A 21,920-nucleotide genomic window follows, 5' to 3' on the forward strand; every position below is an offset into this window, starting at 1 on the left:
ACCGAGCCGCTCGTGCTGCGGCGCCACGCCCGCCGCAACGCCGCAGCTGTCACGGCGCTTCACCAGCACGATCGGCGCCGCTCGGTTCCGGCACTGGCCGGCTTGTCGTCGTGTCGATCGCTTCTGTCAGCGAGCGGAAACCGGCGCTGGTGGCTTCGATCCGCTCCATGATCGTGAGAACGTCCTTGAGTGAGCGAGACAGACGGTCGAGCTTCCAGACGACGACAGTGTCGCTCTCCCTCAAATGATCAAGCATCCTGTGCAATTCCGGCCGCTCCCAGCGACCGCCGGAGGCCTCCTCCTTGAGGATACGCTTGCACCCGGCATCGGCGAGCGCCCTGGCCTGCGCCGTGTTCGACTGGTCGTCGCCTCTGCTCACGCGGGCGTAGCCGATCAGCACTCTGGTTCCTTTCGCAAACGGTCGTTTATGGAAGGCCGAGGGTGTCCACGAGAATACAGGTGCGGAGCCTTTCATAATCCTCTTTCATTATGGCGCCGTAAGGCAAGCGGTTTGTGAAGGGATGAACGATGCCGGGATATCGATGACGAAGACGCAGCGGGAGAAGCTTCCGGTGCAGCCTGACAAGGCGTGGGCGCGCCTTGTACCGTTCGTGAGGAATCGACCATGCGAAAGCTCTTGGCCGGCCGGGAGCGAAGATTTAGCGCTCCTCGCGCAGCAACTTTGAACAACGCAGACGTTCGTTCGCGTCGCGAGAGGGGAGAGTACCTGCCGGCCCAAATTGACCAAAGTTTTCAAGGGCCGGATTGACGACATTTCCATCGTATCCGAAGCCCCCGATCTCGGAACGCTTTTCCATAAACTTTTGGAAAAGCGACCAATCCCCCTGCTTGAGCGCTTGTCTCGTTCCGGACCATCCCAACGAGCCAGAGAGCCATATATGGTCCACCAGCCCCTGGCGCTTCATGTGGTGTCCGACCGTGCCCGATCCGTAAACGCCAACGAGATAACGGCCAGCCAACGCATTCCGCACACTCCTGAAGTAGGGTGCTACCCCTGCAAGATGCTGTGGTGTGTGGTAGTCCCAATCGACTGCAAAATAGATTCCGGAGCCTTCGGGCTGTCCCAACGCGGCGGCCAGATCAAGCGCACGACCGGAGTCTCGCTCTCCAGCCGCACCATGCAAGTCTCTGATATTGCCGCCCGCGCCACCCCGCTGCTCGAAGGCCACAGCTACCGATATTCCAGCACCATGAAGGGCGGCGAGTTCCTCCCCTGTCAGACATTTTGAGGGAAATGGTGTACTATTCCGATGGTTGTAGTACCGGATTACTGTATTGACGCCAGATTCTGCCAAGCACACAGCAAAATCGCCGACGTTCTGCGGGACGTCGATAATATCGTGCATAGTCCGTCTCCCCGAAGGCCGAAATTATATGGAAAATGCGCAGTTTATACGGTCACCTCGCCCTCCCACGCTATTTCTTCGCGCAGCCTTTTGATGTCATTTCCCGCAGCCACCAACGCGGCGCAGACGCAATCAGCTATTCCTCTGTTTGCCCTTGGGTCTACTGCAGAATGTCGCTACGTCTCTGACTGTGTGACCGCCGGCTGGAGAACAAGCGCAGGTAGTACGGTGAGTCGCTCGGCGAGCTGAAACGGCCGAAAACCTGCGCGATAGTGGATTGCGTTTGCTTGTTTGACAGGTTCAGCGATGCGGAGCGCAATATCGAGGTGATGGCGAGACTGTCAGCGCTTCCAACTTCGACCACGGCAAGGCAGGTTAAAGATAGACGGGATTCCGCGGAGTCGGATTGATCTAGGACGAGGCAATTGAACGCCGTCGGTTCGCCGTGTTTGCTCAGATAGCTACGGATTGCCTTTGCCAGACCGACGCCAGCTTCATTGCCGTCGGCAGCATTCGCGCAAATTGACGCAAAGGCACTGGGCAATTCCGCCACGTCCATCGTGCGGTTTAGCGTTCTTGAAGTCGTGGCGGTTTCCACCTGGTTCGGTACCATTTGCGCGGCATTCTGCCATGCTCGAGAATCCAGAGCCCGGGTTTGGTCTTCGAATAGTTTCTGGACCATGGCAGAGCAAATCCTCTCCGCCTCGAGCGGTTGGCTGCTCTGCGGGCCGATCACCAGGAAAAGGCCCGCAGCTGTTTTTGCGAATGGGTTCATGTCTGCTTCCCTATGGAAGCGGGACCGGAGTTCGCCGGCACCGGGGGCGCGATAGAGCATCGGTAGTTCGCAAGGGCTTACCGGACCGCTCTATCGCATCCATGATGCGGGCGACGTTCGCCCAAATCCACGCTATTGGTTAGGTGCGCTGCTTTCGCGATCAAAGGCCTGACGATCAGACCTGCGGCTTGATGTCTTGTTGCGGCGTCGAGCCACCGTTGAAAAAGTTCTTGGCCTTCTTGAACTGGTCGGTGGAGTTCTTATTCACAAGCTCCTGGAAGTTTTCGTGATCGGGGCCGCCTTTGCGGATCCGACGGGTCTGAACGAGATTGGTGACCTCGGCATAGTCCATGTCGACGCGGACGTAGTGGGTCGACGAACAAGAGGATTTCAGCTCGAGGAAGTGCTCTTTGAACTCGATCTGCCGCAGAACGATTGCTCCGTAGTCGTAATATCCGCCTGCCCCATTATCGAGAAGGTAGCTCTGATAGGTGCATGTCAGCGCCTTGTATCGCTGCGCCTTGCCGTTTGCACTGAAGGTGAGATTCCCCATTTCTGTAAGGAAGGACTGGAAATCCAGCAGCAACGATGCCCCGTCGGTAATGATCGCCTTGGCAATCAGCGAGAGGAAAGTAGCTGAGACCGACGTCCCGGCCACCTTTTTTGAAAAACTCTTCAGTGTTTGCCCGCCCATAGAGAGATCTGGAATGTTGCCAACAACATCGGTCCATGTGTTGATATCAAGCTTCTGTGCATCGATGTTCGCATAATGGGTATGCATGTAGTCGTTAATAATTCCTCCTATTGCCAGTAGATTGTCCTGATTCTCATTGAGGGTGCCGCTGTACGTCGGATCTTCGGTTTTTTGGCCGATGAGGTGAAACTGCACTGTCCCTTGAGCGTTGGCGATCGTGTCGTCACTGGGGGGCGCAGCATCTAACTGGGCCAAAACAAGGGGCTTGGCGTAGAAAAATGCGGACGCCGCCTCATAGTGTTCTTTGGAATAGCGCTGTTCATGCTCTTGAACATTCACTGAAAATGCGTTCGACATGCTTTATCCTCCTGCTGTGAGACATGAGCGTTGGTGCGAGAGCTTAAGGTGCCCAAAGCGCGGAAACGCCTCGGAGATGAGATGATCTTTGCGTGCCCGCGTCGCCTTATACCAATTCGCTCCGGCCCCCACCTTTGCGTTAGGCAGGCTTTTCTCTGCGCCGTATCATTTTGCGATAGCGCAGTGGCGAGAGGCCATGAAACGCCTTGAAGGCTGTGGAGAAGTTGTTGCTGTTCTCGTAGCTGAAGGATTCGGCGACCTTGCCGATGCTTTCATGCCCGTTACGCAACCGGTCAGCAGCCTCCGTCATCCGGTAGCGCCGTAGCCAAGTCATTGGCCCGCAGCCAAACGATGTCTCGAAGCGGGTGGTGAGCGTTGTCCTGTTGGTCCCCACCATTCGCGCCAATTCGACGAGGGTGATCTGCTGATCGACCCGCTGCGCCAGCAGACTGCATGAATTCTGAACGATCGGATCGGCTGAGAAGAAAGGCGGGGTAGAACGCTGCGCGAACTGAACGATGCAGGCGGTAAGTCTGCGCAGAACTTCCTGCTCGGTGAGCGGCCACAACAGGTAATCGGAATACCCGTTGGAGAAGACCGCTTGTCGATCCAGGCTCTCTTCCAGAACCAGAGCCAGTTTGACAGGTTCGGGCGAGAGCTTCGCACGCCCGTGCTTGTCGTGAATCGGTTCGCGACAATCGACGATGACGATCTGCGCGGAGCGCCCTGCCCGCAATAAACGGTGATCAAGGATATCGATCTGCCTCAGAGAACTCGCGATTAGTGCCAAGGACTTGCATGCTTCGGGGTCCGAGCCAAGATATGCTGCCAGCATGCAGGCACCTCACAGACACCATGGGAAGCTGGCCTGTGGAAGGCTTGGCGCGGCCGAATGGCGGTCGAAGAGAGGCGGTTTTTGGCCTGTATATAGATGGCTGGGCGTATGATACCTTCTCGTCTGGCCCTGTTGCCTCGCTTCAAATTGTCGAAACCGGCACGGTTTCAATGCGCTGGCACAGCAGAGCCAGCTTCCCCTCCCAACGGGCGAGCAGGGCAATAAACTTTTTCCGTCATATCCTGACGATAGCCCCGGATTCGGATCACGTTTCTTGCCTAGGCGACTCATCAGTCACTTGCCTTCCCAGTTGGGATATTTTGCTCTGTTCCCGCCGCCGCGGCGACGGCGATCTCGTGGCAGCCAACGATGCTCCGGGTCGCGATGGGAACGCTCGTGCCAAATCAGCGCGACTTCATAGGGTGTCAATTGCACAGGCGGATCCATAATCGCTAGCGGCAGCAAGGCGGCGATCCTGGTCGCGACGCGGCGTGGTACAATCAACAGCAGATCGGTCGCCGCGATCGCCAACGCGGCCGTCAAGATGTTGGAAACCAACACCGGATCGCGACCCTGGAGATCTAACTTGACCAGTTCGTCATGCACCCGGCCGAAGCCGTCTTTGGAGTCCAAGGCAATGGCTGCGTGGCGCAAGGCCGCGAAGCTCTCGATTGTCCATTCCCGCGCCAGGGCTGGATGGTCGTGGCGCAGCAGGCAGGCAAACCGGTCGGAGTAGAGGCTGCGCCTCAAGTATCCGGGCGGCGAGGCGCTAATCTGCCCTATAGCCAAATCGATCTCGCCTAGCTCAAGCCGCCGCATCGCGCCGGAGAGAAGCGGAAAGCCGACGAGGTCATAGCACGAAAGCCCGCGTAGCAAATCATCATAGTGCGGTACGGTGAAGAGGATGTCCGCCGCCGGCCACGGAATGTGCAGGAAGAAGCCGATCTTATTGCCGCAGCCGAGGTTCCGCAGTTCTTTCGCAAGCGGGATCAGGTGATAGTCGTGCACCCATATGACGTCGTCGTCGCTGATGAGCGGCTGCAACAGCTTTGCAAACAGTCGGTTGACGCGCTGATATCCGGACATTCGTGCTTCGGAATACTCGGCGAGGTCGACTCGGCAGTGGAAAACCGGCCAAAGAACCCGGTTGGCAAAGCCGTAGTAATAGTCGTCCAAATCTGTCTGCGAGAGATCGGTAAGCGCATAATTGATCCCGCCGGCCTCCCGGCGTGAGATCGGCCCTGACGGGTCCTCCCCGGCTTTCACCTTCCCCGACCAGCCCATCCATAGGCCGTGCCTTCGCCGGAGCGCAGCGCTCAGCGCAATCGCCATCCCGCCTGGCGGCGGGGAACCATGCTCGTCGGGCAGCGAAACCCTGTTTGAGACTACGACCAGTCTACTCATCTCCACTCTCCTGCTCTCGGACATCCCGCCGTTCATGAAAGCTCCGCCCCCTGAGCGATCTGCACAATAAGACATGCAAGTTCAAAAGAAAGGATAGCATGGGTCTAGAAAGGAGATTGGAATTAGATAAAAGGTTGGGCATCAGGAGTTTCCTGTAGACAGTGGAATTAACATCAAGGCGAGTTCTGCGTCTGATCAATAAATCTCGACGAATCCATACGAATGTCAACTTTTCAGCGATTTAAATTGAAACAAAGCTGAACTGAATTGGAGCCGCCGGGAGAGGAAGTTGGGTGCAAAAGCGCTCCAGTGATGGTGCCAGAGGACCGGAGCGATACGAATCTCAGCGGGGATAAACCCGGTCTGCCGAACGAGTGGTCGCAGAGGACGGACAATCCATCAAAAACTAGCAGGCTTTGGGGGCACTGTTGCGCAGCAGGAACTCCGCATAGGACCTATTTGTCTGCGCTATTCCGCAATACGCCTGATGAAGATTGTCCCACCTGCTGAGCGTCACTAATTTGACTACCGTCCCCGGCAGCCCAAGCTGCAGTCAATAGGAAGTGACCATGAAGAACATTCTCATCGTCGGTCAGGACGCGTTGACGAGAGAACCGCTTATGGGCTTCTTGTCTAAGCATGAGTTTAACATCAGAGCGGTCGAAAACCGCCAGCAGGCCGCCAGCAATATGGCTTCTGAAGCGATTGATCTAGCAATTGTCGACCTGAGCTACGGCCGAGAGGACGGTTTGCAGTTCGTTCGAGATTTTGGTGCCAAGGGATCTTCCGATCATCATCATCAGCGGTGACTTCGTAGATGAGGCCGACAAGGTGATTGGCCTCGAAACCGGCGCTCGCGACTACATTACTATGCCCTTCGGGCTTACGGAGTTCCGCGCCCGCGTGCGCGCCGCTATGCGCCAGCGGCCGGAGCGTGACCGAAACACCATCTACCGTTTCGATGACTGGCGAGTTAGCACCAAGCGTCGGAGCTTGCGCCGGGGAACGGATCCTGACGTCAAGCTCACCGCCGGCGAGTTCAACCTCCTGATGGCCTTTCTCAAGAACCCAGGTCGGGTCCTTTCACGTGAGCAGCTTCTGATGGCGACCCGTGTCTATGATCAGGAGGTCTACTACCGCAGCATCGATGTTCTTATCGTCCGCCTTCGCCGTAAGTTGGGGCAGGATAAGGCGCCGCGCCCGCAGTATATCCGCACCGAGCGCGGCGCGGGGTATATTTTCGACAGTGTCGTGAATATTGAGGAACTAAGGACGCGCCGTGGTTGATGGACGGCCAAGATCGCGCGGGAAGCGAACGTGACCCAGCACCACTGCAGGCGCTTCAGAATATCACGAATAGGGTCAGGCTTTGCCTTCTTAGGAATGGCCTCCAGTCACCTGGGCACCTCGTACTACCGGCGTTTCGCGGACCGGTAGGGCCGCGCTGATTTCTGCGTGGACTGATGACGGCGATCGCTTCGGAGTTGGTTGTTGAGATTGCCGATTTTGGCATCGCGGTGGCGGTTTGCGCCGCCTTCGTCGTCATGCGGGCGCAGTTCGCCCCTGGTGCCATACGGGCGGGTGAGATTGTAGGCGAGATTGGCCATGCCGATCTTGGTCTGGCCCGCCCGATGCCGATCGTGCCCACGAACAAGAACTCGCGAGCAGCGGCTGTGGCGGCGACGTAACCTTCGGCCTTGCCGATCGCTTCACCAGTCGCCTTCGCCTGTACCATCAGACCGGCATATTCGCGCGAGGCATCCAGGTCGCAAGCCAAGACGCGATTTCAAATAAGGGGCCTCTCGCGGCGCCGACAAGGTTTCGGGATTTTCCGCTCCTCGCAGGTCGGTAGTGACTGTTGCATACGTGCAACTCAAGCGCGAAGAGTTATCTCAAGGGCAACACTATTCTTGAATTCGGCGGTCAGAATGCGAGTAATCAGCCAAACTCGCCCGATCGAGTCTTCTCGCTACGGGCCACCAATCAACCTGGGACGCCCCTGTGAGTGCCGATACCATTGCTGGCGCAGTGAGCCGGGAGAGCCTCTCTTTCCCATACCTCCGCATTAAACCCGAGACCACTGTGCCAGCCCAGCGCCCTCCGCCGGCTGGCAGCAAGATGACGGCTGCCAAACGATGGGGCTCCGTGCTCTAAAGATAGAAAATGACGTTTGGCCTACTGCACACCGGGATTTTGCCTGTGATCGCTGCCACAAGCCATCGGTGGTCTTGGTGGTAACGAAACCGCATGCGTATGTTTGCCCGCTGTGTCTAGACGGCGATCCTGCCGAGCAAACTGAGCGTTTTGACTAACATTCTCGGCAAGCTTAGAAGGAGTGGTTCGCTCGATAACAACAAACCCCGAAAATACCTCGCTCATTGTCCGGGCCACGCGCTATCTGGATCGTGGAATTTCGTTTCATGAAGAAAACAGCGGCAGTTTTTAATGAGAGATGAAGTAACCGATCTTTTAACTGAGTTGGCCCTTTGGGCGAATGTGGTGATGAAATCGGAAAGGGGCGATAGAATTAAAATTTGCGCCGCCTACGACGCCGGTCTGCAGCTAATCGCTGAGCGTACTACGCCCGGGTCTCCGCCCCGACCGGGCATTGAAGCTTGCATCCTGCAGCATGAGAAACTGAAGGCTGCCGAAGACATCAGCTGCGTAGGTTGGATACTGGCCGCGATCGCCACGCGTGTTGGGGAACGAGATCTTCCGAAATGGGAGGAAGCTCAGAAGGTCATTGGCGCCACGGTTCGGTTGCTTAGTCGCTACCGTCAAACTCGCGTTCATTGAAGCCATGGCCGCGTCGGCGGAATGGCATTACAATGCTGTCGAGCATTCCCTGTAGCGTTGCACGGACGATGACGCCGGTAATTTACGGCTGTATGAACTGAGTGCCTCCGTCTCCGGCTGCGTCAGAAAACAGGTAAGTCAGTCGTTGTCGGGTTGGAAAAGAGGAAGGTCGCTGGAAAAGCGCGGCCAACCCGCCTTCGCTTGCACACAGCCTGCGTTTTGCCAGCTCCTCAACCGCAACGTGCTGTCAATCTTCGTCTTGCCATGTCTTGAACGCCGAACTGTTCACGCCATTGGCGCCGCTTTGTCATCCCGTGCCCCGAAATGAGGCCGTCGTTCGAACGATATGCGCAGTTGCTTATCCGCCAGAAACCCGCGAGCCAGATCGGTGTCGCGCTTACCCACGCGTGACACCCAGTCCGAAAACAGGCGAACCGCGCGCCGGTTCATATGCCGCGAAGGACAGACCAGCCAGTATCCCGGAAACTCGATGACCTCGAACTCTATCGAGACCGGAACCAGAGAACCCGACACCAGGTCCTCGAATGCGATGGATGTGCTTTCCAGGACCACACCTGCACCGTCCTTCGCCAGTTGAACCGACATTGACGAACGGTCGAAACGATAGGGATACGTCATGCGGGCGCCCTGGATACCGTTGCACGGCAGCCAATAATCCCACCGGAAATAGGCCTTCACACTGTCGATCAACCGCGCATGGCGAAGCTGCTCGCGCGGATCCGGTGAGATCGCGCGCAGTTCGGCAAGATAGGAAGGCGAGCACATCGGCAGGATCAGATCGTTGACGACGCAATCCGAATAAAGGCCGGCCCAGCCGCCGTCGCCATAACGAAGATCGAGATCGATGACCTCCGTTTCGAAATCCGAGAAATTGGGCGTGGCGTCGACGCGCAAATTCCAGCTCGGATAGCCCTTGCTGAACTCGGCCAACCGCGGAGCCAGCCATTTCTCGCCGAAGGAAGGACTGACGCGCAGGCTAAGCTGGAAGCTTTCGCGCTGCCGCACAATGGCATTACGCACCTCGCGTATGGATTCGAAAGCCTGGGTGGTGGTCTGGAAGAGCCGCTCACCGTCGATCGTGAGCGAGAGATGGCGCTTTTCGCGCTGAAAAAGCCGGACCCCGAGTTGGTGTTCGAGCAGCCGCAGCTGCTGGCTGACCGCCGAAGGTGTCACCTGCAATTCCTGCGCGGCCTTTGCCACGCCGCCGAGCCGCGCGACCGCCTCGAAATGCGTCATCGAATTGAACTTGATGTCTGACATCGTCCTCGTCAGTTAAGCTCAGCTACACAGAATATTAAGAAACGAGAATTGAGCCGAATGTCAATCGGTCGCATCATCCTGTGGTCTCGGGAGGAGATGCAGGATGGAACCGGGTTCAACCCAAAGCTTGGGTAGTGCCGGCAATGTGCCGGCAGTTGGACAGGCATCGACCAGGAAGCCCCTGATCGAGGCTTCCAACGTCAAGAAGAACTACGGCGCAACACGGGTCCTTCGGGGCGTGAGTTTTCAGGTCCGGCCTGGCGAAATCCACGCGCTCCTGGGCGGCAACGGCGCCGGCAAAAGCACCCTGATCCGCATCATCACCGGGCTGATCTCACGCGATGCCGGCGATATTAGCTTCGCCTCGTCGAAGGCCGGCCACACCAGCCCGATCATCGCGGTGGTGCATCAGGAGCTGGCGCTATTGCCCGAGCTGTCGGTCGCGGAAAACATCGGCATTGTGCATGCGAGGTCGGGCTGGTCGCAGATCAGCCGTCGCCGCATGCGCGAAACCGCGCTCGGAGCGCTCCGGCTGATTGACCCAGCGATCGGCGAAGAGATCATCGAGCTGCCGGCACGCAAATTGTCCCTCCACGAAGGCCAGATCGTCGAGATCGCTCGTGCCCTTTCCACCGGAGCCGAAGTGCTGCTTCTCGACGAGTCCACGGCCAATCTCACTGCCGGCGAGACGGCCAAACTCTTCTCGGTGCTAAAGCGGCTGGTGCGAGAAGAAGGCATTGGTATCGTCTTTGTTTCTCACCGGATGCGGGAAATTCGGGCGCTCTGCGATGTCTGCACGATCTTGCGCGATGGCGTCACGATCGCAAATGCCACGCCGCTTGCATCGCTCAGCGACGCGGACATCATCCAGCAGATGGGCCAACACGCGCAGCGTCCAGCAACCCACCGCAAACCGCAAAAGGGCCTCCGACAGAACGCACCGATCGAGCTGCTGGGCCCGGATGACGTCAGGATCGCGATTTCGTCCGGGACCATTTTGGGACTGGCCGGCGCACCGGCGGGCCCGACCGGGCTCATTGCTCCGCTTGTGGGTGCCGGGCCCGGAGCTGGCTGGCACCTTTCCGGCGAGGGTTTTGGGAACGGCTTCTCGTCCCCAGCGGCCGCGGCGCGGGCCGGTATCGGCTTTGTTTCGGGCGACCGCGCAACCAAAGGGATTCTTTCGCAGCTGCCCATCGTCGATAACGTGCTTGCAGCACGCAGGGTTCGCGAAAGGCGGCGGATCGTGGCCGCAGCCGAGCGTCAGGAATGTCACGATCTCGTTTCAGCGCTGAAGTTGAAAGCCAGCTCGATCTGGGACCTGCCGGCCTCGTTGTCGGGCGGCAACCAGCAGAAGCTTCTCGTCGCACGGTGGCTTGGGCTGCCGCTCCGGATGGTGGTGCTGGAAGAGCCGACGCGTGGCGTCGACATCGGCACCAAGCACGACATTTACGGTTTGATCCGGGAGATGGCCGACGCTGGCGCGATCATCATCTGGTGGTCGACCGAGAACGTCGAAATGCTCGAGCTTTGCGACGCCATTTTCGCCTTTGACACCGATGGGCGGCCAAAGGGATTCCTGCCTGAAGAGCACTTTACCGAAGAGGGGCTCGCCGAACTGACGGGGATGGCGGCATGACCGACGCAACCGACACCACCACCACCACGAAAAAACTCCGGACCACCACGTCGCGCGTCCCAGTGGTTCTTTTGTCCTACCGCACCGAAGCCGCGATTGCCGCTGCGATCGTCGTCCTGCTGCTGGCCGTCGGCATGTTCGTGCCCGCAGCACTCAGCATGGGCAATGTGCAAAACATCATCCAGGCCGCCGCGCCTCTCATAATCATGTCGCTCGGTGTTTTGCTGGTCGTCATCACCGGCGGAATCGATCTTTCGGTCGGTTCAGTCTTTTCCCTGACCGGAATGGTGACCGCGTTGGCGATGGCCAGTGGCGCTGACGGACTGACCGCGAGTGCTGCCGGCCTGGCGGTCGGCCTTGTGTTCGGCTCGATCAATGGCCTTCTGGTCACGGTTGTCGGACTTGCGCCTTTCGTCGTCACGCTCATTACCTACGCGGTGGCGGGCAGCCTTGCCTTCATCGTCACCAATGGGCGTTCGATGCCGATGGGCGCCCCGGATTTCTGGCTCCTGAATTCCGGCGAGATCGTTCCCGGCATGCCCAACCATCTTCTATTCTGCATCTTCCTGATGGTCCTGCTGGAATACGCCTTGCGCAAGGTCGTCCTTGGACGCTGGTTCTATGCCGTCGGCTCATCGGCAATTGCTGCCCGGCTGCTCGGCATTCCGGTTCTGCGCATCAAGTTCGCGGCCTATGTCGCTTCAGGGCTGCTTGCCTCTTTCGCGGGACTGCTGACCGTCAGCTACATCCTCAACGCCGAAGCTACGGCAGGGGCGAGCCTGATGCTGCAGGCGATTGCCGCCGTGGTCATCGGCGGCGCCAGCCTCTTTGGCGGGACGGGCAGCGCGATCGGCGCCGTGCTGGGCGCGCTGATGATCACCTGCATCCAGAACGGCGTGAACCTCATTGGCGTGAACAGCTTCTGGCAAGGCTCAGTCACCGGCGCTGCAATCCTGCTCGCGGTTTTGATCGACCGCTTCAGCAACAAGAACCGCATCTAGATCATCAACGGGAGGAACCAAGATGAAAATGAAGACAATCCTGCTTGCAGCATTGGCGGCGGCCGCCTTGTCCAGCGCATCATACGCGCAGGACAAGAAGACCGTCGCCTACATCGCCCCATCGCTGGACATCTCCTACTGGCAATGGGTCGGCTACGGCGTCAAGGAGAAGGCCAACGAACTCGGCATGGATTATGTCGAGTACACCTCAGAAAACTCACCCGCCAAGCAGATGGACAATGCTCGGATCGCCGTGACCAAAGGCGTCGCGGCCATCGTGATCGGCCCCGTCAGCTCGACCTCGACACCGCCGCTGCTCGACTATCTGGCGAAGCAGAAAGTGCCGATCGCCTTCGCCGGCATCGGGCCGCAGCCGGGCCTCACCAACTATACGTCCTCGGTCACCGCGAACAACTATGAGACCGGCAAGGCGCAGGGGAAATTCACCTGCGAGCTTGCCAAGGAGCGTGGCGGCAACAAGGTTGGCATGCTGTCGCTGCCGCAGGACCGGGAGAATGCACAGAAATACCTCAAGGGCGCCAAGGAGGCGTTTGCCGCCGACGGCTGCGACCTCGTCCAGATGCTGGAAACGCGGGGTCTGACGATCAACGAGGCCGTCACCCAGGCAAACGACCTCTTGACCGCCAATCCCGACATCAAGGCCATCTACGGCATGTATGACGAAGCCGGCACCGGCGCCGCCAAGGTGGTCGAGACCCGGGGCCTCACCGGCAAGATCGGCATCACCGTGGCCGACGGCTCGCCGACCACGATCGCGCTGCTGAAGAAGGGAGCGATCCAGGGCATCTTCTTCCAGGAGGCGGTGGGACAGGGCATCGACGGAACCCAGCAGGTCTACAACGCACTGACGGGCGCACCGGTGACCCAGGACCTGGCCTTGGTCATGCCTCTTGTGACCGCCGACAAGGTCGAGAGTCCTGAGGCCAAGAGGGTCATCGCCCGCGTCTTTCCGCCGAGCAACTGACCGCCACCCAATGGACCCGCCGGCTTGGCCGGCGGGTCCAGACCTCGAGCAAGGAATCCCGACCGTGGCCGAGCTGCCGTTCATCGATCCGCACCATCATTTGTGGGATCTGGAGACCAATTATTATCCGTGGCTGACCGACGGGGTTAAGCCGTCGGCTTTCGGTGACTACGAGGCGATCCGCAAAAGCTACCTTCTCGACGACTACCTGGAAGACGCCAGGAACCAGACCCTGGTGAAATCGGTGCACTTGGACGTAGGGTTCGATCCCAGCGATCCGGTTGGGGAGACGCGCTGGCTGCAGGAGATCGCCAACAAGCGGGGCTTCCCCCACGGCATCGTCGGCTATGCCGACCTGTCCATACCCGATGTCGGCGACCTCCTCGACCGCCACATGGAATATCCGAACTTCCGCGGTATACGGCAGTCGATGAATTACCATCCTGACCCCGCCAAGACCTATCAGTCGCGTCCGGAGGTCAGCCGGACACCCGAATGGCGACGTGGCTTCCGGGAACTGGCGAAGCGCCGGTTGAGCTTCGACTTGCAGCTCTACTATCCGCAGATGGGCGAGTTTCTCGAGCTCGCGCTGGACTTCCCCGACGTCCAGATCATTCTCAATCACACCGGCATGCAGGTCGATGGCCCTGAGCATTTCGATGCTTGGAGAAAAGGCATGCATCAGTTGGCGCAAGCGCCGAACGTCGCCTGCAAGATCTCGGGTCTCGGCATGGGCGACTGGCGATGGACCGCTGCATCGATCCGTCCCTATGTCGAGGAAGCGTTCGGGGCGTTCGGGGTCGGCCGCTGCATGTTCGCGACGAACTTTCCGGTCGACAAGCTGTTTTCGAGCTTCGATGCGATCGTGAACGCCTTCAAGGAGATCACGCGAGGCTACACCCATGAGGAGCGGCTTGCGTTGTTCCACGACAACGCCGCCCGGTTCTACCGACTTTAGATCACCGGCAAAGAGAAATAGCAGGAGAGTTCGACATGTTGCTGAAGGGCAAGGCCGTGGTGATTTCAGGGGCCGCGAGCCCTCGGGGGATAGGCCGCTCCACGGCAACGCTGATGGCGGAGCAAGGCGCGCGCATTGCTATTCTTGACCTCGATGAGCAACAGGCCCGTGACGCCGCCGAGTCGCTTGGGCCCGAGCACATTGGCCTCGCCTGTAACGTCGCCGACCTCGATGCCTGCAAGAGGGCTGCTGCCGAAGTGGCCGAAGCCTTCGGCAAGGTCGACGTGCTGTGCAACATTGCCGGGATCACGCAGCCCGCAAAGACACTGGATATCGGCCCGGCTGACTGGGACCGCATGCTCGATGTCAACCTACGCGGCGTGCTCTATCTCAGCCAGGCATTCATCCCGAACATGCGCGAAAATGGCGGTGGCTCGATCATCTGCATGTCGTCGGTTTCGGCCCAGCGCGGCGGCGGCATCTTCGGTGGCCCGCACTATTCGGCTGCCAAGGCGGGTGTTCTGGGGCTTGCCAAGGCCATGGCGCGCGAATTCGGTCCCGAAGGCATCCGCGTCAACTGTGTCACACCGGGCCTGATCCAGACCGACATCACCGGCGGCAAACTGACCGAAGCCATGCGCGCCGACATCATCAAGGGAATCCCGCTCAGCCGGCTGGGGGATGCGCGCGACGTCGCTGGCGCCTATCTCTTTTTGGCGTCCGATCTGGCCAGCTACATCACCGGCGCCGTGATCGACGTCAACGGTGGGATGCTGATCCATGGCTGAGAGGATAACGGATCTTGAGATGCCTCGCGCTGGCAGCAATGTCAGCCTGGCCGAACGAGCCTATCGTATCCGCCGACATGCCGTGCGAATGGGCCAAGTCCAGGGCCAAGGTTATGTCGGACAGGCGCTGGGTGTCGCCGACGTGCTTGCCGTCGCCTATTTCCATGCGCTTCGCTACCGGCCGGAGGACACGTTGTGGGAGGGACGCGACCGCTTCCTGCTGTCGATCGGACACTATGCGATCGCGCTCTACGCGGCTCTGATCGAAGCGGGCGTGCTGCCGGAGGAAGAGCTCGAAACCTATGGCAGCGATGAAAGCCGTATGCCGATGTCGGGCATGGCGCCATACACGCCCGGCATGGAGATCACCGGCGGCTCGCTCGGTCACGGCCTTGGCATTGCCGTTGGCATGTGCATGGGGCTGACGCGCAAGCGAAGCGACAGTTTCGTCTACAATCTTTTGTCCGACGGCGAGCTCGGTGAGGGCTCGACCTGGGAAGCCGCGATGTCGGCCGCCCACCACAAGCTCGACAATCTCATTGCCATTGTCGACTTCAACAATCAGCAGGCCGATGGTCCGTCGACGGCCATGCTCTCCTCCGAACCGGTGACCGACAAGTTCGAGGCGTTCGGCTGGCATGCGCAGCGCGTCGACGGCAACGACATCGAGGCGGTCCGCAAGGCCTTCGACCTGGCGCGCGGCCTGAAGGAACCTCGTCCGCGTGTGATCGTTTGCGATACGCGCATGGCCAAGGGTGTGCCATTCCTGGAAACCCGCGACATCACGCATTTCATCCGCGTCGAACCGCATGAATGGGCGCTGGCGCTCGAAGCTTTGGAAAAGGGACGTCCGCGTTGAGGTTGTCAAAATTCGCGCCGCGCCACGCCGCCAATGCCGGTGAGCGCAAGACCACATCGGCGATGATCGCGTCGATCGCGCCCGATGGCGTACCGACACGCAATGCGCCGTTCGGGCACACACTGGCCAGACTGGCGCACCAGCGGCCCGGGATAGTTGGCCTGACGGCGGACCTCGCGAAATACACCGATCTCCATGTCTTCGCACAGGAGCATCCGGACCGCTTCTATCAGATGGGCATGGCGGAGCAGGTGCTGATGAGCGCCGCCGCCGGCCTGGCGCGGGAGGGCTTCACGCCTTTCGCGACGACCTATGCCGTCTTCGCATCGCGACGTGCCTACGATTTCATCTGCATGGCGATCGCCGAGGAGAAACTCAATGTGAAGATCGTCTGCGCCTTACCGGGGCTGACGACCGGCTACGGCCCCAGCCACCAGGCGACGGAGGACATCGCGATCTTCCGCGGGATGCCGAACCTGACGATCATCGACCCTTGCGACGCGCTCGACATCGAACAGGCCACGGAGGCGATCGCGGACTACAACGGGCCGGTCTACATGCGGCTTTTGCGCGGCAAGGTCCCTGTCGTGCTCGACGAGTACGATTACACATTCCAAATCGGCAAGGCACGCCTGTTGCGCGAGGGTGAGGATGTGCTGTTCATTTCAAGCGGCCTGATGACCATGCGCGCGCTGGAGGCGGCGAAGGCGCTTGAAGCCGACAGGATCGGCTGCGCCGTTCTGCACGTTCCGACGATCAAGCCTCTGGACACGGAGACGATACTTGCCGCGGCGCGCCGTCCGGGACGGCTAATGATAGTGACCGAGAACCACACCATCATCGGTGGGCTGGGCGAAGGTGTCGCCGCGCTGCTGATGCGGGAGGGAGTGGCCCCAGTCTTTCGGCAGATCGCCCTGCCGGACGAGTTCCTCGACGCTGGCGCGCTGCCGACGCTTCACGATCGCTACGGGATCTCAACTTCCGAGCTCGTGCGCCGCGTCCGCACTTGGAGCGAGAAGTAAGAGCTCTCCCCATGCAACAGTTGAGCCATCGACTTGAACTGTGAGCTGGCTAACCCCGCCGCGGTTGTCGCGCTCGTCACAGCGTTGTGGACTAAGGACCTGGGCTTCCCTGATGCCTGTCAATCGGGCACATCCTGCGCGGCACTGATTGAGCACCGGCCTCCTGTTCAGATGCGGCTGGACGAGCTGTCTTCCAGTGGTAAGGAGAGAACTTCCTAGGATCTTGAACACACATCGAGGGCATTCGAGGACTTGGTGTCAGGCCCCCTGGTGCCGGTCTCCCGCGAGTTCGACGTAAGCAAGTTTCGGGATGTTGGCTCGTCTGTCCTTCGCGGCATATAGACCGGCGCGCGGCTCGCCTGTTCTCGGAACGGGTGTCACGGCACCGGTTTGGTCGAAGGGTTGGTGGCGCGAAGCGAAAGAAGCTGGCCGCAACTACCTCGCCCGCCAGCAGGGCGACGCCGTCCTGGCCGCCGCCGGCTACAACTTCTCGCTCCTGCTCCGGTGGCGGAAGGCTCTTTTGGGGCTACTCATCGCCGCCCTCAAAAGTCAGCCGAAGGAGCTCGAAGCCTGACGGCCGATTACGGACATCTGCTGTTCGAGCAGGCAATCCCGAGCGACAACGGTGTCGTTGACGAACTGCGGCCTCATTTCGAGTCCGCCCATCTCGACGCACGGGAAGTGTATCATCGTACATCAGGATCGACTTCCATCCTGCGCCAACGGGCCCAGACTCCGGTACCATGCAGGGGTGGAAAGCTCATCTTCGATCTGGCTCGCGATCCGGCTCGCGTTCGTGAGGTTTCTCTGCGCCACCGGTCGCCGGGCTGAAGCGTCAGGATATCGGCGAAGACGCGGCATCCTTGAGCGTCCAGCTTGGGCGCGAGCCAAAGAGTAAATTCGGACTCGCATCAATGTTACGATCGCAAGCGGTGACACTCGGTCCGCAGGCCCAACTTTGATCAATCGCGGCCGGGCGCCAATTCTTTCACCACAGGTCCGCGCGAGCGCGCGCATGCAGTGCCTCCCAGCATTTGTCGGCCGGCGAGCAACGAATTTGCCCTGCAGTGGATGACATTTAGCTGGCCAATCTGCTTGCGGTGATCGATGCGGGGGCAGCATTGTCGGGGTTTGCACGAAATCCGCGTCGCACTGAGCCGGCATCAGCCGCCCCGATCTCGCCAAGCAACAAGGACAGGCCCCACCTAACCCAAGGCCACCGAAGCGGCACGGACGTTCAGTCGATGTTTACCATTCGCTATTATCTTTCGCGAAGCGGCAAAGTTCTGAGTACCGCGCAAGTCAAAGGGCCTGCTCCACACAATGGGGCGGGCCTTTTTGCGTCACTTAGGAGAACGGACTCCAACGAATTGCCGGTTACCTGAAAAATAGGCCCCAGGCTGTGAAACGTCGTACGTGGCCGGGTTGTTGGTGCATCCGCAATCGGTTGGAAGGCAGGCCCCATTCTCGCGATACTCTGCCAGCGTCAGGGCTGGGCCAGCGGTAGGTTAGGGCGTCACGACCCGCAACATGGCGGCTTCATAGACGAACGAAACACGATTTCGTCCATGTTGTTTCGCTTCAAAAAGGCACCGTCCGGCAGTGCGAAGGACGTCCTGAGCATCTGCATTGGGAGAAATTTCCGCGCCTCCAATGCTGACAGTCACTTTCACGCCATGAGAGCGCGTTTAATTAAGTTGGGGTCAATTCGTGGCAGCAGGGTTCGTGCTATGAAGAAGGGACCGGTTCCCAACCGCGGCGAGGCACTTGCCTTCATCAGTGCCAGTCTCAAAGAACTGCAGGCACTGCGCGGCGGGTCTCGTGTATTGTCGCGTCGACTGACCAGTGCGCTTGATGCGCATGGTGGATGCGGTGGGTTCACCTGGGTGACCGCGAGCCCCATCGATGTTTCCTGGTCCAGGGAACCAAAACCTTTAACCGGTGCGAAGAAAAGGCATGACGTCGGCGCGAAAAAACAGCCGGACGGTTACTCCCTCCGCCAGATGCCGTTGATTTCATTAAACCTTTTGTCGGTATCTTCTTGCGGCCCCAATTTCGGCCCTAACGGACAGACTCGTCAGTGAGTCGTGGGGCTCGGGAACAGGAACTTGTACCCTTCCTTGAGAATCCACCGGGCGCGGGCGAGATGAGTTTCCCAGGCTCGGTGCGCCCGCTTCGGTTCCTTCTCGGGATCGATATGCAGCACAGTCCTGGCAACTACGCGCCAATCCTCGTCGTCATAGGCGGCGTCCAGCAGCCACATATACATGGCGACCCGTTTATTGTCGTATGGGGTGAGGTAGGGCTCGCTTGGCGCTTCGTCCGCGACCTCGGGATCCGGAAGCGGGCTGACCACTACGCCGCCTTCTTCGGGTCGCCGATGACGCGCGCCGGCAGATACGCTGGAGCCGGGGGCGGCAGCAAAAAATTGTTGTCAGCTGCAGTGCTCATGCGCGCAATATACATTGCGAATAGTGCCCATTCAACGCTGCGATCAAGATGGACGCGGCACGAGTCTTGCACGGCGCTCAACACGGCGAAGACCAAAGAAAACCGCGTGCGCTCCCTCGGCCATATCAATCGATTTTATCCGACGTGTCACATCCGCGTGATCTAGCGACACCTAATGAAAGCGGCTAAGGGGGACCGTGGTTTGGGGAAAAATTCTTATGAACAGCCAAAAAGACGCAGAGCGTATCCGTGCCGAAATGTCGATCGCACAGGCGATTTACGACGCCATTTGCGAGATGAACGGATCTTCGTACAGGCAAGACAAAGTACCTTTGCGGTGGGATACTTCGTCAGGCACACCGTTGAGCCTGATGAGTATTGACGGCTTTTTCGAATTGCGGGAACTGGCCCGGCGGATAGCGTCGAAGATCGACACGCCTGCGCTCATCAGTCTCAAAAGCCACACCGCGCAGCCGTCGAAAAAGATTGACTTCCACTAGGGTAGATTTGCCATCGCCGTGAAAAGGTTGCTCGAGATCACGTCGAGGATGGCATCCACCTGGCCCGTGGCGCGGTTGTCGCGCTGGTCGACGCCATCCGCGCCTGCGAGGTCGGTGACGCTTGCGCCGACCCAAGCACGCGCGCATTCTGCCCCGAACCAAAAACTGGGGAGGGCCGAATGTTCGAAATCGGAAGAGATTACCGCATCACCATGATTGTAGCGGTTCCGGGCGACTGGAGCGACGAAACTGGCGTCTGGACGGTCGCGGAAGTTGATGGGACGCTAGTGAAACTCACCAATCCCTACACCCCGGACACGATCATTAACACGGCGTCATGGCATTTCGTCCGCGCCGAGATTGTCTAGGCGCAACTTAGAAGTTGTCGAACAGCCCCGCCGCCATCATGCCGCCGATCAGGTCCTGTCCAAGATTGTTAGGGTGAGTTCCGTCTCCAGGACCCATCCAATGAACGTAGTTGAACTGGTTGATGATGAAGCGGCGGTACAGATCGACCACTGGCACCCTGTTTAGGGCGCAGACCTCAAGCATGGCGTTGGCGTAGTCGATCAGCTGGCTTCCGGCTCCTCCCGCAGTGCCGTCCAGCGTCCGCCATATCGGCGTCGTGAAGATGAGCTTCAGGTTCGGCCGGGCGGTCATGATCGTCTGGATGCCGTAGTTGATGGCTCCCTTGAAGGTCGCCCCGGTTATGTCCGCATTGGTGCCGATGGGGCACGTCGGGCCGGCGCCGGTGAAGTCGTTGGTGCCGAACGAGGGGATCAGGTAATCCAGCAGGCTGTAATCCACCGATGCCATGCGCGCTGCAATCGCTGGAAAGGTGCCTCCGATGAGCGTTGCTGCGGCTATCTGTTGGGAAAAATCACCGGAGGCAATGGCATCGGCCAGCCGGTAAAACGAGAACTTGTCATAGTTCGTAGCATGGTTGGCCATGCGGGTACCGCCGCCGCCGCAGTTGGTGATCGTCATGCCGGTGCGCTGGGCAATCTTGGCGGTCGGCGTGATGCCCGGCCAGATGACACTTTCGATGATGCTATCGCCGAAGTGCGCACCGATCTTGCCGGCGAACTGCGAGGCCGGCACGGAGGCAACGTCCTTGGCCAGTTTGTCAAACCGGCCATGGTTATCGATCAGCCGGCCCGGTGCCTTCTGGATGGCCCAGCCGAGAAGGTAGGCATCCGCGGCCAAGGCCCCTGTCGGAAGGATGCGGAGCTGGTGATTAAGGCCGTAGGTAACGTCGTTCTGGGTGACCACGATGGGCAGCGAAATATACGTCAGGCCATTGACCGTTTTGGTTATCTGAGCGGTCTGGGTCACCCCGGACGACACCGGAATGTATTGGATGAACTGGATGGACTGGGCACTCCCCGCCATGAAGGCGAAGATACACCAGACAGTTTCTCCCACCGTCAACCCTGCTTCGGCTACGGGCGTCTTGATGTCGTGCAGCGTGGCCGGCCGGCAGCTTGATGGCCTGGTGCCGAAGGGCGAGCCTGCCGGCGCGTTGACCAGAACAGGAGGAAACCCGCCAGCCGATGCTCCGATCAGAGGGTTGCCAGCATAGTCGTTGGTGACGCCGCTGGCCGCAATGCGGAAGAACGGGTCGATGTTAAGCTTCGGGTGCGCATCCTCCGCCACCATGGCCGCAGATTGGAGAGCCCCGCCGATGTAGGTCAGGCGTGACTTGGCCTTCTGGACAGCCCAGCCGAGCACGAACAGGCCATTCGCACCGACGCCGGCAGCGATGTTGAGCCGAACCAGCAGGCTCGTGCCAAACGTGACATCGTTCTGGGTCGGCGTGACGGTCAGCCCAACGCTCATGTAGCCCAGCCCGCCCGCCACTGCCAGGTTGACCGTGTTGCTCTCGTTGTGCGCCACCCCGGATGCCACCGCGATGCTGCCGATGATCTGAAGGCTTTGTGCGGCGATCAGATCAACGATGATTTCAACGGGTTCACCAACCCGCAGGCCGAGGTCGGCAGCGGACACTTTGAGGTCCAAAAGCGTCGCCCCGACCGACAGAGACAAGGCGCCACGCCTGTCGTTCAATTTTGGCGAGGTGATATTCGGAAACGGCTTCGTGTCGGCGAGGGTGCGGCATCCCGCAGAATAGGAATATATTCCGCATGCCGTCAAGGCAAATAGACTTCGTCCTGCCCTCAGCGCCTGCTAGCCGCGGGCATTTTGGGGGAA

General features: G+C 59.6%; 22 protein-coding genes and 1 pseudogene. 14 read left to right on the top strand and 9 right to left on the bottom strand.

Annotation, left to right across the window (positions count from 1 at the left end):
• Window positions 1-49: 49 nt before the first annotated feature.
• The 6 genes from NKH43_RS32695 to NKH43_RS32720 form a co-directional block, all read right to left on the bottom strand.
• Window positions 50-400, bottom strand: coding sequence for a recombinase family protein (locus tag NKH43_RS32695; RefSeq protein WP_023722460.1), 351 nt, complete (start codon window positions 398-400; stop codon window positions 50-52).
• A 259-nt stretch (window positions 401-659) separates the two neighbouring features.
• Complete coding sequence (locus tag NKH43_RS32700) at window positions 660-1,367, bottom strand: DUF1906 domain-containing protein (RefSeq protein ID WP_023722459.1); 708 nt, start codon at window positions 1,365-1,367, stop codon at window positions 660-662.
• Between the two features lie 160 nt (window positions 1,368-1,527).
• Window positions 1,528-2,142 carry a hypothetical protein gene (locus NKH43_RS32705; RefSeq protein ID WP_051409769.1) on the bottom strand — a complete coding sequence of 205 codons (615 nt, stop codon included), beginning with the start codon at window positions 2,140-2,142 and terminating at the stop codon, window positions 1,528-1,530.
• 175 nt (window positions 2,143-2,317) lie between these two features.
• Entirely contained in the window at window positions 2,318-3,193 is an 876-nt protein-coding gene (locus tag NKH43_RS32710; RefSeq protein ID WP_352622024.1) for an Evf family palmitoylated virulence factor, read from the bottom strand.
• Window positions 3,194-3,332: 139 nt separating this feature from the next.
• On the bottom strand, window positions 3,333-4,028 hold the full coding sequence (locus tag NKH43_RS32715; RefSeq protein ID WP_031195139.1) for a helix-turn-helix domain-containing protein: 696 nt from the start codon (window positions 4,026-4,028) through the stop codon (window positions 3,333-3,335).
• A gap of 294 nt (window positions 4,029-4,322) precedes the next feature.
• Window positions 4,323-5,507 (bottom strand): trehalose-6-phosphate synthase, encoded by a 1,185-nt coding sequence (locus tag NKH43_RS32720; RefSeq protein ID WP_352807048.1) that lies wholly within the window; start codon window positions 5,505-5,507, stop codon window positions 4,323-4,325.
• Window positions 5,508-6,001: 494 nt separating this feature from the next.
• On the opposite strand from NKH43_RS32720, the gene NKH43_RS32725 reads away from it, so the two are divergent.
• The 3 genes from NKH43_RS32725 (at window position 6,002) to NKH43_RS32735 (ending at window position 7,120) form a co-directional block, all read left to right on the top strand.
• Window positions 6,002-6,241 carry a response regulator gene (locus NKH43_RS32725; protein ID WP_352622027.1) on the top strand — a complete coding sequence of 80 codons (240 nt, stop codon included), beginning with the start codon at window positions 6,002-6,004 and terminating at the stop codon, window positions 6,239-6,241.
• Window positions 6,204-6,719, top strand: coding sequence for a winged helix-turn-helix domain-containing protein (locus NKH43_RS32730; RefSeq protein WP_352622029.1), 516 nt, complete (start codon window positions 6,204-6,206; stop codon window positions 6,717-6,719). Before NKH43_RS32725 ends, NKH43_RS32730 begins: the two co-directional genes overlap by 38 nt.
• 176 nt (window positions 6,720-6,895) lie before the next feature.
• Complete coding sequence (locus NKH43_RS32735) at window positions 6,896-7,120, top strand: hypothetical protein (protein ID WP_023722452.1); 225 nt, start codon at window positions 6,896-6,898, stop codon at window positions 7,118-7,120.
• A gap of 1,393 nt (window positions 7,121-8,513) precedes the next feature.
• Here the strand turns inward: NKH43_RS32735 and NKH43_RS32740 are convergent.
• Window positions 8,514-9,509 carry a LysR substrate-binding domain-containing protein gene (locus NKH43_RS32740; RefSeq protein WP_352861654.1) on the bottom strand — a complete coding sequence of 332 codons (996 nt, stop codon included), beginning with the start codon at window positions 9,507-9,509 and terminating at the stop codon, window positions 8,514-8,516.
• 103 nt (window positions 9,510-9,612) lie between these two features.
• Between NKH43_RS32740 and NKH43_RS32745 the strand changes: the two genes are divergently transcribed.
• From NKH43_RS32745 to NKH43_RS32785, 9 genes and pseudogenes are all read left to right on the top strand, one after another.
• A complete protein-coding gene (locus tag NKH43_RS32745; RefSeq protein ID WP_051409767.1) occupies window positions 9,613-11,145 on the top strand; it encodes an ATP-binding cassette domain-containing protein in 1,533 nt (510 codons plus the stop codon).
• The gene (locus NKH43_RS32750) at window positions 11,142-12,146 is read left to right on the top strand and encodes an ABC transporter permease (RefSeq protein ID WP_023722448.1); all 1,005 of its coding nucleotides are present in this window, start codon (window positions 11,142-11,144) and stop codon (window positions 12,144-12,146) included. Before NKH43_RS32745 ends, NKH43_RS32750 begins: the two co-directional genes overlap by 4 nt.
• Before the next feature lie 22 nt (window positions 12,147-12,168).
• On the top strand, window positions 12,169-13,131 hold the full coding sequence (locus NKH43_RS32755; protein WP_023722447.1) for a substrate-binding domain-containing protein: 963 nt from the start codon (window positions 12,169-12,171) through the stop codon (window positions 13,129-13,131).
• Between the two features lie 64 nt (window positions 13,132-13,195).
• Window positions 13,196-14,089, top strand: coding sequence for an amidohydrolase family protein (locus NKH43_RS32760; RefSeq protein ID WP_031195132.1), 894 nt, complete (start codon window positions 13,196-13,198; stop codon window positions 14,087-14,089).
• 35 nt (window positions 14,090-14,124) lie between these two features.
• On the top strand, window positions 14,125-14,877 hold the full coding sequence (locus NKH43_RS32765) for an SDR family NAD(P)-dependent oxidoreductase (RefSeq protein ID WP_023722445.1): 753 nt from the start codon (window positions 14,125-14,127) through the stop codon (window positions 14,875-14,877).
• A gap of 19 nt (window positions 14,878-14,896) precedes the next feature.
• Window positions 14,897-15,736, top strand: coding sequence for a transketolase (locus NKH43_RS32770; RefSeq protein ID WP_156948304.1), 840 nt, complete (start codon window positions 14,897-14,899; stop codon window positions 15,734-15,736).
• The gene (locus NKH43_RS32775) at window positions 15,733-16,758 is read left to right on the top strand and encodes a transketolase family protein (protein ID WP_502897239.1); all 1,026 of its coding nucleotides are present in this window, start codon (window positions 15,733-15,735) and stop codon (window positions 16,756-16,758) included. Before NKH43_RS32770 ends, NKH43_RS32775 begins: the two co-directional genes overlap by 4 nt.
• Before the next feature lie 430 nt (window positions 16,759-17,188).
• Window positions 17,189-17,332, top strand: a pseudogene (locus tag NKH43_RS32780) (IS5/IS1182 family transposase); the annotation flags it as partial.
• A gap of 994 nt (window positions 17,333-18,326) precedes the next feature.
• Complete coding sequence (locus NKH43_RS32785) at window positions 18,327-18,842, top strand: hypothetical protein (RefSeq protein ID WP_245278754.1); 516 nt, start codon at window positions 18,327-18,329, stop codon at window positions 18,840-18,842.
• Here the strand turns inward: NKH43_RS32785 and NKH43_RS32790 are convergent.
• On the bottom strand, window positions 18,836-19,114 hold the full coding sequence (locus tag NKH43_RS32790; protein ID WP_023722441.1) for a hypothetical protein: 279 nt from the start codon (window positions 19,112-19,114) through the stop codon (window positions 18,836-18,838). The genes NKH43_RS32785 and NKH43_RS32790 overlap by 7 nt on opposite strands.
• 313 nt (window positions 19,115-19,427) lie before the next feature.
• On the opposite strand from NKH43_RS32790, the gene NKH43_RS32795 reads away from it, so the two are divergent.
• Both NKH43_RS32795 and NKH43_RS32800 read left to right on the top strand, forming a co-directional pair.
• On the top strand, window positions 19,428-19,709 hold the full coding sequence (locus NKH43_RS32795) for a hypothetical protein (RefSeq protein ID WP_023722439.1): 282 nt from the start codon (window positions 19,428-19,430) through the stop codon (window positions 19,707-19,709).
• Window positions 19,710-19,888: 179 nt separating this feature from the next.
• A complete protein-coding gene (locus NKH43_RS32800) occupies window positions 19,889-20,077 on the top strand; it encodes a hypothetical protein (protein ID WP_023722438.1) in 189 nt (62 codons plus the stop codon).
• A gap of 7 nt (window positions 20,078-20,084) precedes the next feature.
• Here NKH43_RS32800 and NKH43_RS32805 read toward each other — a convergent pair whose 3' ends face one another.
• Window positions 20,085-21,755, bottom strand: coding sequence for an SGNH/GDSL hydrolase family protein (locus NKH43_RS32805; RefSeq protein ID WP_352622613.1), 1,671 nt, complete (start codon window positions 21,753-21,755; stop codon window positions 20,085-20,087).
• Between the last annotated feature and the right edge of the window lie 165 nt (window positions 21,756-21,920).

The sequence above is a fragment of the Mesorhizobium sp. M1163 genome, from assembly GCF_040318415.1.
Classification (GTDB): domain Bacteria; phylum Pseudomonadota; class Alphaproteobacteria; order Rhizobiales; family Rhizobiaceae; genus Mesorhizobium.